10 protein-coding genes are annotated in these 14193 nt (G+C 59.3%); 7 read left to right on the top strand and 3 right to left on the bottom strand.

Annotated elements, in window-relative coordinates:
- Window positions 1–45: 45 nt before the first annotated feature.
- From clpX to AACW30_RS05660, 4 genes are all read left to right on the top strand, one after another.
- Window positions 46–1329: an ATP-dependent Clp protease ATP-binding subunit ClpX gene (clpX, locus tag AACW30_RS05675; protein WP_017136464.1), complete on the top strand. Its 1284-nt coding sequence runs from the start codon at window positions 46–48 to the stop codon at window positions 1327–1329.
- Window positions 1330–1518: 189 nt separating this feature from the next.
- A complete protein-coding gene (lon, locus tag AACW30_RS05670; protein ID WP_200624440.1) occupies window positions 1519–3915 on the top strand; it encodes an endopeptidase La in 2397 nt (798 codons plus the stop codon).
- A 148-nt stretch (window positions 3916–4063) separates the two neighbouring features.
- On the top strand, window positions 4064–4336 hold the full coding sequence (locus AACW30_RS05665) for an HU family DNA-binding protein (protein ID WP_003174819.1): 273 nt from the start codon (window positions 4064–4066) through the stop codon (window positions 4334–4336).
- Window positions 4337–4568: 232 nt separating this feature from the next.
- Entirely contained in the window at window positions 4569–6443 is a 1875-nt protein-coding gene (locus AACW30_RS05660; protein WP_200624439.1) for a SurA N-terminal domain-containing protein, read from the top strand.
- A 51-nt stretch (window positions 6444–6494) separates the two neighbouring features.
- Here AACW30_RS05660 and AACW30_RS05655 read toward each other — a convergent pair whose 3' ends face one another.
- Entirely contained in the window at window positions 6495–7670 is a 1176-nt protein-coding gene (locus AACW30_RS05655) for an MFS transporter (protein WP_200624438.1), read from the bottom strand.
- 117 nt (window positions 7671–7787) lie between these two features.
- Here AACW30_RS05655 and AACW30_RS05650 point away from each other — a divergent pair, with 117 nt between their 5' ends.
- Entirely contained in the window at window positions 7788–8687 is a 900-nt protein-coding gene (locus AACW30_RS05650) for a LysR substrate-binding domain-containing protein (RefSeq protein WP_169367136.1), read from the top strand.
- An 89-nt stretch (window positions 8688–8776) separates the two neighbouring features.
- Window positions 8777–9613, top strand: coding sequence for a DUF2242 domain-containing protein (locus AACW30_RS05645; protein WP_200624437.1), 837 nt, complete (start codon window positions 8777–8779; stop codon window positions 9611–9613).
- Window position 9614: 1 nt separating this feature from the next.
- On the opposite strand, the gene aceE is transcribed toward AACW30_RS05645, so the two are convergent.
- On the bottom strand, window positions 9615–12275 hold the full coding sequence (gene aceE, locus AACW30_RS05640; RefSeq protein WP_200624436.1) for a pyruvate dehydrogenase (acetyl-transferring), homodimeric type: 2661 nt from the start codon (window positions 12273–12275) through the stop codon (window positions 9615–9617).
- A 145-nt stretch (window positions 12276–12420) separates the two neighbouring features.
- Here aceE and AACW30_RS05635 point away from each other — a divergent pair, with 145 nt between their 5' ends.
- Window positions 12421–12891, top strand: a complete 471-nt coding sequence (locus tag AACW30_RS05635) for a MarR family winged helix-turn-helix transcriptional regulator (RefSeq protein ID WP_106578839.1) — start codon at window positions 12421–12423, stop codon at window positions 12889–12891.
- A 126-nt stretch (window positions 12892–13017) separates the two neighbouring features.
- Here AACW30_RS05635 and AACW30_RS05630 read toward each other — a convergent pair whose 3' ends face one another.
- The gene (locus AACW30_RS05630; RefSeq protein ID WP_200624435.1) at window positions 13018–14019 is read right to left on the bottom strand and encodes a transketolase-like TK C-terminal-containing protein; all 1002 of its coding nucleotides are present in this window, start codon (window positions 14017–14019) and stop codon (window positions 13018–13020) included.
- Window positions 14020–14193: the final 174 nt, after the last annotated feature.

Genomic DNA, 14193 nt, shown 5'->3' with positions numbered 1-14193 from the left:
AGCCTTCATCTTGTGTTGCAAGCCTATCGGATTTGGATCGAACGAATGACTGACACCCGCAACGGCGAGGACAACGGCAAGCTGCTCTATTGCTCCTTCTGCGGCAAAAGCCAGCATGAAGTACGCAAATTGATTGCCGGCCCCTCGGTGTTTATCTGCGACGAGTGCGTCGACCTGTGCAATGACATCATCCGCGAGGAGGTGCAGGAAGCTCAGGCCGAAAGCAGCGCGCATAAATTGCCTTCGCCTAAAGAAATCAGCGGCATCCTTGATCAGTATGTGATTGGTCAAGAGCGTGCAAAGAAGGTTCTGGCCGTAGCGGTGTACAACCACTACAAGCGCTTGAACCAGCGTGACAAGAAAGGCGACGAAGTCGAACTCGGCAAGAGTAACATCCTGCTGATCGGCCCTACAGGCTCGGGTAAAACCTTGCTTGCAGAAACCCTCGCTCGCCTGTTGAACGTTCCGTTCACCATCGCCGACGCCACCACCCTCACCGAGGCTGGCTACGTGGGTGAGGACGTCGAGAACATCATTCAGAAACTGCTGCAGAAGTGCGACTACGACGTAGAGAAGGCCCAGATGGGTATTGTCTACATCGACGAAATCGACAAGATTTCGCGCAAGTCCGACAACCCGTCGATCACCCGCGATGTATCGGGTGAGGGCGTGCAGCAGGCTCTGTTGAAACTGATCGAAGGCACGGTTGCTTCCGTACCGCCTCAAGGTGGCCGCAAGCACCCGCAGCAGGAATTCCTTCAGGTTGATACGCGCAACATCCTGTTCATCTGTGGCGGTGCGTTCTCCGGTCTGGAAAAGGTTATTCAGCAACGTTCCACGCGTGGCGGCATCGGTTTCGGTGCGGAAGTGCGCAGCAAGGAAGAAGGCAAGAAGGTGGGCGAGTCCCTGCGTGAAGTCGAGCCTGACGATCTGGTCAAGTTCGGTCTGATCCCGGAATTCGTTGGCCGTCTGCCGGTCCTGGCCACGTTGGACGAGCTGGATGAGGCTGCTTTGATTCAGATCCTCACCGAGCCGAAAAACGCCCTGACCAAGCAATACGCCAAGTTGTTCGAGATGGAAGGTGTAGACCTCGAGTTCCGTACCGACGCACTCAAATCAGTGGCCAAGCGGGCACTGGAGCGCAAGACCGGTGCACGTGGTTTGCGCTCGATTCTCGAAGGCGTTTTGCTCGACACCATGTACGAAATCCCCTCGCAGTCCGAGGTGAGTAAAGTGGTGATCGACGAAAGCGTTATCGAAGGCAAATCCAAGCCACTGTATATCTACGAAAACAGTGAGCCGGCTGCCAAGGCTGCACCTGACGCTTAAGCGTTTTGCAGTTGCAGTACAAGCAAGGGGCCTTTCGGGGCCCCTTCTTTTTTGGGGCTGTTTTTTGCAGCAGTTTTTTTAATTCGCGTTTATTCATGCGTTTAACTGCTGGCATTGAGCTTGTTTTTTTTGCATGCAGCCCCCATCTTGTTTTCAAGCTTACTTTTCAACTGTCATAGAGGCGAAATCATGAAGACAACCATCGAATTGCCTCTCCTGCCGTTGCGTGATGTCGTCGTCTATCCGCACATGGTTATCCCGCTGTTCGTGGGGCGCGAGAAGTCTATCGAAGCCCTCGAGGCCGCGATGACGGGCGACAAGCAGATCCTGCTGTTGGCCCAGAAAAATCCTGCTGATGATGATCCAGGCGAAGACGCCCTGTATCGCGTCGGTACCGTTGCTACTGTCCTGCAATTGCTCAAGCTGCCTGATGGCACCGTCAAGGTGCTGGTGGAAGGTGAGCAACGTGGTGCAGTCGAGCGTTTCATGGAGGTGGATGGCCACCTGCGCGCCGAAGTGGCGCTGATCGACGAAGTCGAAGCCCCTGAGCGCGAATCTGAAGTGTTTGTGCGCAGCCTGCTCTCGCAGTTCGAGCAGTATGTGCAGTTGGGCAAAAAAGTCCCGGCTGAAGTCCTGTCCTCTCTCAACAGCATTGATGAGCCAAGCCGCCTGGTCGATACCATGGCCGCGCACATGGCGCTGAAAATCGAGCAGAAGCAAGACATCCTCGAAATTATCGACTTGCCGGCCCGTGTTGAACACGTACTGGCTTTGCTGGATGGCGAGATCGACCTGCTGCAGGTTGAGAAACGCATTCGCGGTCGCGTGAAAAAACAGATGGAGCGCAGCCAGCGCGAGTACTACCTGAATGAGCAGATGAAGGCCATTCAGAAAGAGCTCGGCGACAGCGAGGACGGCCACAATGAACTCGAAGAGCTGAAAAAGCGCATCGATGCTGCCGGCCTGCCAAAGGACGCGCTGACCAAGGCCACCGCTGAGCTGAACAAGCTCAAGCAAATGTCGCCAATGTCCGCCGAAGCCACCGTGGTGCGTTCCTACATCGACTGGCTGGTGCAGGTGCCGTGGAAGGCTCAGACCAAAGTGCGCCTGGACTTGGCGCGCGCTGAAGACATCCTCGATGCCGACCACTACGGCCTCGAAGAAGTCAAAGAACGCATCCTCGAATACCTTGCCGTGCAAAAGCGCGTGAAGAAAATTCGTGGTCCGGTGTTGTGCCTGGTGGGGCCTCCTGGGGTCGGTAAAACGTCCCTGGCTGAGTCCATCGCCAACGCCACCAACCGCAAATTCGTGCGCATGGCCCTCGGTGGTGTGCGTGACGAAGCGGAAATTCGTGGCCATCGCCGTACTTACATCGGTTCGATGCCAGGAAGATTGATTCAAAAGATGACAAAGGTGGGCGTGCGCAACCCGCTGTTCCTGCTTGATGAAATCGACAAAATGGGCAGCGACATGCGCGGCGATCCAGCCTCTGCATTGCTCGAAGTGCTCGACCCCGAGCAGAACCATAATTTCAACGACCATTACCTGGAAGTCGACTACGACCTGTCCGACGTAATGTTCCTGTGCACCTCCAACTCCATGAATATTCCGCCAGCGCTGCTGGACCGGATGGAGGTGATTCGTCTGCCGGGTTACACCGAAGACGAGAAGATCAACATCGCCGTCAAATACCTCGCGCCTAAACAGATTTCAGCCAACGGCTTGAAAAAAGGCGAGATCGAGTTTGAGGTCGAAGCGATTCGCGACATCGTGCGTTATTACACGCGAGAGGCGGGTGTACGGGGCCTTGAGCGCCAGATTGCGAAGATTTGCCGCAAGGCGGTCAAAGAACACGCGCTGGAAAAACGCTTCTCTGTGAAGGTTGTCGCCGACTCCCTTGAACACTTCCTGGGTGTGAAGAAATTCCGTTACGGCCTGGCCGAGCAGCAAGACCAGGTAGGGCAGGTGACGGGCCTGGCGTGGACGCAGGTGGGCGGCGAATTGCTGACCATCGAAGCCGCCGTGATCCCGGGCAAAGGCCAGTTGATCAAGACCGGTTCGCTGGGTGATGTGATGGTCGAATCCATCACTGCCGCGCAGACCGTGGTGCGCAGCCGCGCCAAGAGCCTGGGGATTCCCCTGGACTTCCACGAGAAGCACGACACCCATATCCATATGCCGGAAGGGGCGACGCCCAAAGACGGTCCTAGCGCTGGCGTAGGCATGTGCACGGCACTGGTATCGGCACTGACCGGCATCCCTGTGCGAGCCGATGTGGCAATGACAGGGGAAATCACCCTGCGTGGCCAGGTATTGGCCATTGGCGGTCTTAAAGAGAAATTGCTCGCTGCACACCGGGGTGGTATCAAGACGGTGATCATTCCTGAAGAGAATGTTCGCGACTTGAAGGAAATTCCGGACAATATCAAGCAGGATCTTCAGATTAAACCGGTTAAATGGATTGACGAGGTCCTGCAAATTGCGCTGCAATACGCGCCGGAGCCCTTGCCAGATGTGGCTCCGGAGATAGTCTCGAAGGATGAAAAACGCGAGTCTGATTCCAAGGAAAGAATTAGCACGCATTAATGCGATTAAGCCGGGTGGCTTCCTTGACAGCTTTTTAGAGCCCTTGTTATAAAGCGGCTCTTAAGTGTCTGTAGGCCATTCAGCACTGGTTTTTGCTTTCACCAAAAAACTTAGAATCATACTCAATAGATATATAAGGGGACTTAGAGTGAACAAGTCGGAACTGATTGATGCTATCGCCGCATCCGCTGATATCCCGAAAGCTGCTGCTGGCCGTGCGCTGGACGCAGTAATCGAATCCGTCACTGGCGCTCTGAAGGCCGGCGACTCTGTAGTACTGGTAGGCTTCGGTACTTTCTCTGTGACCGACCGCCCAGCTCGCACTGGCCGTAACCCACAGACTGGCAAAGCACTGCAAATCGCTGCTGCCAAGAAACCAGGTTTCAAAGCCGGTAAAGCCCTGAAAGAAGCCGTTAACTAAGCTTCGCTCAAGCCTTACCTACCCGGGTCAGACGCAGGTCTGGCCTGGCAGCGGAGCGGCAGCTGACCCACGTATCCATCGGGTCGCCAGGGCCTGGGGTGTGCTTTCAAACCCCCGTCCGCTCCGCCAGTTACGAGAAGGCGCATCCTCGGATGCGCCTTTCTTCTATCCGGACTCTACCCACGCTCCACGGTTGCCTAATTTTTGAAGATCAACCGTTTCTGGGGGACGCATGCTGCAAAATATCAGGGACAATTCACAAGGCTGGATTGCCAAGACCATTATCGGGATCATCGTCGCATTGATGGCGTTCACCGGTATCGAGGCCATTTTCCAGGCTTCGACCAACAACAAACAGGACGTGGCCAAGGTCAACGGTGAAGAGATCACCCAAACCGAATTGAGCCAGGCCGTCGACATGCAACGTCGCCAGCTGATGCAACAGCTGGGCAAGGATTTCGATGCTTCCCTGCTGGACGAAAAACTGCTGCGCGATGCAGCCCTCAAGGGTCTGATCGATCGCAAACTGCTGCTGCAAGGTGCTGCCGACTCCAAGTTCGGCTTCTCTGAAGCGGCGCTTGACCAAGTGATTCTGCAGACGCCGGAATTCCAAGTGGACGGCCAGTTCAACGCTGAACGCTTTGACCAGGTGATCCGTCAACTGGGCTACAGCCGTATGCAATTCCGTCAGATGCTGACCCAGGAAATGCTGATCGGCCAGGTTCGCGCAGGTCTCGCCGGCAGCGGCTTTGTCACCGACGCTGAAGTGCTGGCATTCGCCCGTCTGGAAAAACAGACCCGCGATTTCGCCACCGTCAACATCAAGGCCGACCCTGCGGCGGTGAAGCTCACCGACGATGAGGTCAAGGCTTACTACGACCAGCACGCCAAAGAGTTCATGACCCCCGATCAGGTGGTTATCGACTATCTGGAATTGAAGAAGTCTTCGTTCTTCGATCAGGTCACGGTCAAGGACGATGAGCTGCAGGCTGCCTATCAGAAAGAAACCGCCAACCTCGCTGAACAGCGTCGTGCCGCGCACATTTTGATTGAAGTCAACGACAAGACCACCGACGCGCAAGCCAAGGCCAAGATCGAGGAAATCCAGGTACGCCTGGCCAAGGGTGAGAAGTTCGACGCCCTGGCCAAGGAGTTCTCCCAAGACCCAGGTTCGGCCACCAATGGCGGTGACCTCGGCTTCGCGGGCCCTGGCGTCTACGATCCTGACTTCGAAACTGCCCTGTATGCCTTGAACAAGGACCAGGTGTCAGCGCCGGTACGTACCACCTTCGGTTGGCACCTGATCAAGCTGTTGGGCGTTGAAGCACCGCAAGTGCCATCGTTCGCCAGCCTGAAAGACAAGCTGACGCGCGAGCTCAAGACTCAGCAGGTTGAGCAACGTTTTGTCGAGGCCACCAAGCAATTGGAAGATGCGGCATTCGAAGCCTCCGACCTGGCTCAGCCGGCGTCCGACCTGAAGCTGACCGTGCACACCTCGGCGCCGTTTGGCCGTGAAGGTGGCGAAGGTGTTGCCGCCAACCGCGCGGTGGTCACAGCTGCATTCAGCCCGGAAGTGCTGGATGAGGGTGCCAACAGCACCGCCATTGAGCTGGACCCGGAAACCATCATTGTGCTGCGGGCCAAAGAGCATCTGAAGCCTACGCAATTGCCACTGGAAAGCGTCTCTGCCGCTATCCGTGCGCAGATGACCAAGGAGCGCGCCAGCGCGGCTGCCAAGGCTCATGCTGACGAGTTGATCGCCAGCCTGCGTGATGGCAAAACTGCGCTGAACCAGCCGATCGACGGCCAGGCCTGGAAAGTCACTGAAGCGGCTACCCGTAGCCAGGAAGCGATCGACCCGGCCGTGCTGCAAGCCTTGTTCCGCATGCCCAAGCCTGCGAGCAAGGACAAGCCGACCTTCACTACCGTGACCCTGGCGGACGGTAGTCTGGTGATCGTGCGCTTGAACGGCGTCAACGAAGCCGCTGCGCCGACGGACGAAGAAAAGGCGCAATACCGCCGCTTCCTCGCTTCCCGTATCGGTCAGCAAGACTTTGCTGCCTACCGCAAGCAGTTGGAAAGCAAGGCTGACATCAAGAAATTCTGATGTCGGTTTGCAGTACAAAGCCCCCGCTCTGAAAGGACCGGGGGCTTTTTATTACCTGCTCTTCAGACTGGCGATCACGGCCAATAGCATCAGCAGCACGACCGCCCACGCAAAGGCACCGACGCCCCAGCCTTGAAGTAATACACCACCGACCAACCCGCCGCCGGCAATGCCAAGGTTCCACACCGTGACCAGCATCGACTGCGCTGCATCCGCCGATGCACCGGCCGCCTTGGCCAGTGCGGTTTGCAGCAACGCTGGCAGGCCGCCGAACGCCAGGCCCCATAGCGCCACGGCGGCGTAGACAACCCCTGGCGACTCGATCCAGAACGCCAGCGCCAGGGCGATCAAACCAAACAGCGCACAGCTGGCCACGAGCAACACCCGCAACCATCGATCAATCAGTACGCCCGCCAGCCAGATGCTCAGCAGCGCGGCGAGGCCAAATACCAGCAGCACACGATCAATCTCGGCGGCAATTCCTGCGGGCTCCAGCAGTGGCGCCACGTAGGTATAGAGAATGTTGTGGGCCAGCACGTAGGTAAAGGTCACCCACAGCACCGGACGAATGCCTGGCAAATTCAGGACCTGGCGCAGCCCCAGCCGTTTTCCCGCAGGTTCGCCTGCAAAATCCGGCAGCTGCCAGCGCGCCCAAATCAGCAGCAACAGCGTGAGCCCGGTCATGATTGCGAAACTCAGGCGCCAGCCAACGGTGGTGCCCAGGAATGTGCCCGCCGGCACACCGAGCGACAATGCCAAGGGCGCGCCGAGCATCGCCACGGCAATCGCCCGCCCTTGCAGGTTTGGCGCAACCATGCGGCTGGCATATCCCGCCAGCAGCGCCCAGAGCAGACCGGCGAAGACCCCGGCGAAGAAACGTGCCACCAGGGTCACCCCGTAATGGCTGGAAAACGCTGTCACGCTGTTGACCAAAGCAAAGCCGCCGATCGCAATCAGCAGTAACGGCCGTCGTCGCCAGCCTCGGGTCAGCAGCGTGAGAGGAATGGCTGCGAGCAATGAGCCGAGGGCATACAGGGTGACCAGCTGGCCCACCAGGGCTGGCGAGACGCCCAGGCCGTCGCTCATCTGCGGCAGGAGCCCGGCGGGCATTGCCTCGGTGAGGATGGTGATAAAACCGGCCGAAGCCAACGCCAGCAAGCCACCCAGCGGCAGAGCCTGACGTGGGTTGGCAGAGGCAAAATCGGTTAATGCAGGGCTGTTGCTCATCGCACGCTATCCATGAAGAAAGACAAGGAAGCAGGGTAGGGGGCTGTGAGCTGCGGAAAAACAGGCTAAGGTTCCGAACTTATCGGACACCCACGTCCGCAATTGATAGGTGGCCCATTGGACAGCCTGAGCAGTCTTTCGGTATTCGTGCAGGTCGCGGAAACCCGCAGCTTCACCGCCGCTGGCCGCGTGCTTGGCGTGTCTTCCTCGGCGGTGGGCAAAAGCATCGCACGCACCGAGGAGCGCCTGGGTGTGCGCCTGTTTCACCGCAGTACGCGCAGCATCACCTTGACCAGCGAGGGGGCGTTGTTTCTCGAGCGTTCGCGACGGATTCTCGCCGAAGTCGAGGCCGCGGAGCAGGAGCTGACCGAGGCCACTCTCACGCCGCGCGGCAAGTTGCGGATCAGCGTGCCGCAGGTGCGTGGGCTGTTGATGCCGGTGCTCAGCGATTTCATGCGTGCGTACCCGGACATCGAACTGGATGTGGATTTTTCCGACCGCATGGTGGATGTGATTGAAGAAGGCTTCGACGCGGTGATTCGTACAGGCAGGCCGGAGGATTCGCGCTTGATGGCGCGTCATCTGGGGCACTACCGTTTGGTGCTGGTAGGGACGCCAGGCTATTTCGAGCAACATGGCACCCCGCAGCAGCCCCGGGACTTGACCGGCCACGCGTGCCTGCGCCACAAATTCTGCGCCACCGGCAAGCTGGAACCGTGGCCATTGCGTCCTGTGCCAGGCGCCGTAGAACCCGTTTTGCGCACACCGTTGGTCAGCACCACCATTGAATCGCTCAACCATGTGGTGCACGAAGGCCTGGGCATCGCTTGCCTGCCGGATTACATGGTCAGGGACGCGGTGCAGCAAGGGCATTTGCAGCGGGTGCTGGATGACTTTCTCGAGCACCGCGGCAGCTTCTGGATGTTATGGCCAGCAAGTCGCCATGCCTCAGCCAAACTGCGCGTGTTCATTGACCATATGGGCGCCGGGCTTTTTCCTGCGGGCACCGTCCTGTAGGCCTGTGACGTTTTACCGACAGGAATGCGCGCGCCAGGACCCCGTTCTGTTGCACAATACCGCCCGGACTGTTTTCCTCAGGATTTTCGATGTCGACATCATTTCACTTGCGTAGCCTCGGGTTGGCGCTGGTGCTGGCGGGCGCCGCGGGCTGCTCGTCACCCAAGACCGCTATTTATGAACATGAGAATTTCGACGACTCCGGTACGTTCTCCCGTGATTACCCGGTCAGCGACGTGGCGGCCTGCGAAGCGGCGCGGCGTGCCCTGCTGAGCCAGGGTTACATCATCACCAGCAGCGATCCGAAGCTGGTCGTGGGTAACAAGAGCTTTCAGCAGACCGGCGAGACGCACCTGCAGATCAGCTTCAACGTGGTGTGTGCCGATGATGGCAAAGGCAATAACCACTCGACGATGTTTGCCAACGCCTTGCAGGATCGCTATGCGCTGAAGAAGGTCAACAACTCCGCAAGCCTCGGTGTGGGTGTGCTGGGCTCGGTGTCGATGCCGATCGGCTCCACCGATGACTCGATGGTCAAGGTGGCGAGCGAGACGGTCTCGGCGCCCAAGTTCTACGACCGTTATTTCGCGCTGGTGGACGTATTCCTGCCGCAGGAAGTGAAGAAGGCCGAGCATATCCCCGAGAAGCCCAAGGCTGACCTCGGTGTGCCGGAACCCAAGGCAGCGCCGGTAGCCGAGAAGGTCGAGGCACCGAAGGAAGAACCGGCAGCGCCGGCTGCTTCGCAAACGGTGACGCCGCCCGCCGAGACGGCACCGATTGCACCCAAGGAAGAGCCGGCCCCGACCCCGGCAAGCGAGCCGGCCCCGGCGCCGACCAATCCGAGCCTGCCGGCCCCGGCGCCGACCAATCCGAGCCTGCCGGCGCCGACAGAGGCGATTCCGCCGCTGCCCACGCCCGCGCAGTAACTCAGACCGTTACGGGATCCGCCTTGTCGACGTTGATCCCGTAGCGACTGATGGCCTGAGTGATGTTGTCCCGGCCGATCACGCCGTCATCGGCCAGTGCCTTCAAGGCCGCCAGCACGATAAAGTGCCGGTCCACTTCGAAAAACTCACGCAAGGTTTCGCGGGTATCCGATTGCCCGAACCCATCGGTGCCCAGCGCTACAAAGCGACGGCCGTGGACGAAGGGGCGAACCTGATCGGCGAATAACTTCATGTAGTCCGTGGCCACCACCACCGGCCCGGGTTGCCCGGCGAGGCATTCCTCAACGTAACTCGCGCGTGGCTCGCTTTGCGGGTGCAGCAGGTTCCAGCGCTGCGCCGCGTGCCCGTCACGGCGCAGCTCGGTCAGGCTGGTGACGCTCCACACGTCGCTGTGCACGGCGAAGTCCTTTTCGAGCAAGTCGGCCGCGGCGATCACTTCGCGCAAAATCGAGCCACTGCCCATCAATTGCACCTGCGCTTGCGGGTGGCTGCTGAGTCGATACATGCCCTTGAGAATCCCGTGCTCCACGCCATCGGGCATGGCCGGGTGTGGGTAGTTCTCGTTAAGCAGGGTGATGTAGTAGTAGATGTCCTCTTGCTCGACGTACATGCGCCGCATGCCTTCGCGAATGATCACCGCCAGCTCGTAGGCAAACGTCGGGTCATACGATACGCAGCACGGGATCACTGACGACAGAATATGGCTGTGGCCGTCGTCATGCTGCAGGCCTTCGCCCATCAGCGTGGTACGCCCCGCCGTGGCCCCCAGCAGGAACCCGCGCGCCCGCGCATCGCCCGCCGCCCAGGCCAGGTCGCCGACGCGCTGGAAGCCGAACATCGAGTAGAAAATGTAGAACGGCACGGTCATCAGGCCGTGGTTGCTGTAGGACGTACTGGCCGCGATCCACGAGGAAATGGCGCCGGATTCGTTCAGGCCTTCCTGCATGATCTGTCCGTCCTTGCTCTCCTTGTAGTAGCTCAGTTGCCCGGCATCCTGTGGGGTGTAAAGCTGACCCACCGCTGAATGGATGCCGATCTGACGGAACAGGCTTTCCATGCCGAAGGTGCGCGATTCATCCGGCACGATTGGCACGATCAGCTTGCCCAGGTGCGGGTCTTTGAGCAGCGTGCCAAGGATGCGCACAAAGGCCATGGTGGTGGAAATGGCGCGCTCGCCCGTGTCTTTGAGTTGGGACGCAAATACGCTCAGTTCGGGGATTTGCAACGACTCGATGGCGCTGTGGCGCGCGGGCACATAGCCGCCCAAGGCTTGGCGACGCGCGGCGAAGTAGCGGGCTTCTTCGCTGTCGGCAGCGGGCTTGAGGTAGGGGATGTCGTCGAGCTGGTCATCCGCCACTTCCAATCCGAAGCGGTCGCGGAAGGCTTTTACCGCCTCGGCGCCCATTTTCTTCAGCTGGTGGTTGATGTTCTGGCCTTCGCCGGCTTCACCCATGCCGAAGCCCTTGACGGTTTTGGCCAGGATCACCGTCGGTTGGCCCTGGTGGCGCACGGCAGCGGCGTAGGCGTTGTAGACCTTGTCCGGGTCATGGCCACCGCGTGAGAGTTTCCAGATTTCGTCGTCGGACATGTCTGCAACCAGTGCCAGCAACTCCGGGTATTTACCGAAGAAATGCTCACGTACATAGGCGCCGTTCTGCGATTTGTAATTCTGATAATCGCCGTCCACGCATTCCATCATGCGCTGGCGCAGCAGGCCGCTCTGATCCTTTTCCAGCAGCGCGTCCCAGCCACCGCCCCAGATCACTTTGATCACATTCCAACCGGCAGCGCGGTACAGGCTTTCGAATTCCTGAATCACTTTGGCATTGCCGCGCACCGGGCCGTCCAGGCGTTGCAGGTTGCAGTTGACCACGAAGATCAGGTTGTCGAGTTTCTCGCGACCAGCGAGGGAGATGGCGGCGAGGGACTCCGGCTGGTCCATTTCGCCATCACCGAGGAAGGCCCAGACCTTGCGGCCCTGGTGTTGCTTGAGGTTGCGAAATTCCAGGTAACGCATGAATCGCGCCTGGTAGGCCGCCGTGATCGGCCCCAGCCCCATGGAGACGGTAGGGAATTGCCAGAAGTCCGGCATCAAGCGCGGGTGCGGGTAGGACGATAAACCTTTGCCACCGGCCTCACGGCGGAAGTTGTCCAACTGTGCTTCGCTGATGCGCCCCTCCAGATACGCGCGGCCATAGATGCCAGGAGAGGAGTGGCCCTGGATGTACACCAGGTCGCCGTCGAACGTGTCGGTGCGCCCACGGAAGAAGTGGTCAAAGCCTACGTCGTACAGCACAGCAGCTGACGCATAAGTCGCGATATGCCCACCCACACCGGAATGTTTGCCTGCGCGCAAGACCATGGCCATGGCGTTCCAGCGGATAAACGCATTGGTGCGACGCTCGATAGCCAGGTTGCCGGGGTAGGGCAACTGGCGGTCGGCGGGAATGGTGTTGACGTAGGGTGTGGTCACCCGCCCGTAGAAGTCACCATGGCGCGCTACGTCGAAATCCAGCAACTGATCTATCAGGTAGTGGGCGCGCGGGCGGCCTTCGGTGGACAGCACCGATTCGATGGACTCCAGCCACTCGCGGGTTTCCTGTGGATCGTCGTCCAGTCTTACAGCGTTATTGGGGGTCATGTGAAGCTCCAGGGTAGGCGGATTTGAAGCAGCGAGCTCCTTGTGGGAGTAGCGCCAATGTAGTTGCAATTGCAACGACATACCTGAATCTAGCGCGGGATGAGCTACTATTGCAACCTTCTTGAAATTCCCCGGATGGTGTTGCATGTCGTCGAATGAGCCTGATGTATGGTTCCGTTTTGTCAGGGCCCACAGGACGGTCATCCGTGAAATCGAGCGTCGGCTGGCTGAGGCGGGCCTGCCGCCGTACGCCTGGTATGACGCGCTGTGGGGGCTGGAAAGCGGCCCCGAGGGCACTCGCCGTATGCACGAACTGGCCGATGTGCTGGCGATCGAGCGCTATAACCTGACGCGCCTGGTGGACCGGCTGGAAAAGGACGGCCTGGTGGTGCGTTCACGTTCAGACGGCGACGGCCGAGCGGCGTTTGCCTCGATCACCGACGCGGGTCGGGTGCTGCGCAAAAAAATGTGGACGATCTACGAAAGCACCGTCGACGAGTTGTTCCTGTCGCAAATCGAGCCCGAGCAGCGCCAGTTGTTTGCCGATGCCCTGGAGCGTACGGCGGGGTTGGCGGTGGAGGCGGGTGTGCACACCCGCAACCGACGCAAGATCTGAGATACGGTGCAGATTCAATGTGGGAGCGGGCGTGCTCGCCAAAGCGGTGTGTCAGTACCCTACCGGTTAACTGAACCACCGCATTGGCGAGCAAGCCCGCTCCCACATGTTTATCGCGTTTCTCATTCATTCAAGTGGATACCGTTTCATCGCTATTTCCACCTGGTGTGCGTCAATACACCCTTCATCCGCCAACGCCCTCAACGCACACACCGCGATCCAAAAACGACTCGGCGCACACGCCTGCACTGAGCCGGCGCCCAGCGCCACAAAACGCGCGTCAACATACGGCCCCAGCTGATCGACAATCGGCTGCGGATAACCAGTGACGGCGATTACCGGGGTGGTATCCCCGGCCAGGCAATCACGCAAATGGCAGCTCTGCCGGGGCGCGATGGGGTGCAGCCGATTCCAGCGCGCAGCGGCCGCAGCCTCGCGGGCCAGTCGCGTGTAGCTGGGGCAACTCCACAGCTGCGCCGTGATGCTCCAGTCCTGTTCAAGCAACTGAGCCGCATGAGCGACTTCCACCAGTGCCCGACCTGCACCGAGCAATCGCACCTCCCCTTGGCGACGTTGGATCGGGTACATGCCCCTGAGCGCATCTTCACGGTCTTGCGCATCCAGCGTCACGGCGGTCTCTTGATCATGCAGCGCCAGGTAATAAAACCCGGGCTGGCCGTCGACGTACAACGTGCGCAACCCGGCCAGTACTATCGCGCGGGCTTCCTCACCCGAGGCCGGATCATACGGTGTGCAACGCGGCTGGTTTGCCAGCCACAGCGGTAGCGAGGGTTGCGCGCCTTTGGGCCAGGGCGAAGGTTGGTTCTCGATGTCGTTGCACAGGATGCCGCGCTGCGCGGTCTCATCCGACAACGCACACAGCTGCGCCGACGACGCCGCGCTGTGCAGGTACAGCAGTGGTTTTTCGCCGGTATTACGCGCGAACCAGGTAGGCCAGCTCCCCACGCGTCGGCTGCGTGACTGGCCGCGAATTACCCAGGCTTGCTGGCTGAATTCCAGGGTATTGGCCATGGTCATCACCGTGTACAACGGCGAACTTCGCGATGGTTCGGCGCCGTTCAGTGCGTCAATACACAGCTGCGCGGCGTTAGCGGTAGAGGCGGGCATGGGTTGAAGCTCCAGGCAACAGAGGTTCGTACCCTAATAGAAATGTAGTTGCAAATGCAATGATTGCAATCGCACGTCAAACGTTAAACGCTAAATCAACCCAGCGCTGCTACGTTTAATCAGGATGTGCAGGAACGTCATGGCACAGACATTTTTTCGTCATCACGGCACTTT

Origin of the sequence: Pseudomonas sp. MF6747, assembly GCF_963890955.1 — a bacterium.
In the GTDB taxonomy this organism is placed as follows: domain Bacteria; phylum Pseudomonadota; class Gammaproteobacteria; order Pseudomonadales; family Pseudomonadaceae; genus Aquipseudomonas.
The sequence above is the reverse complement of the archived record's forward strand: the minus strand, read 5'-3'. Positions and strand labels throughout refer to the sequence as shown.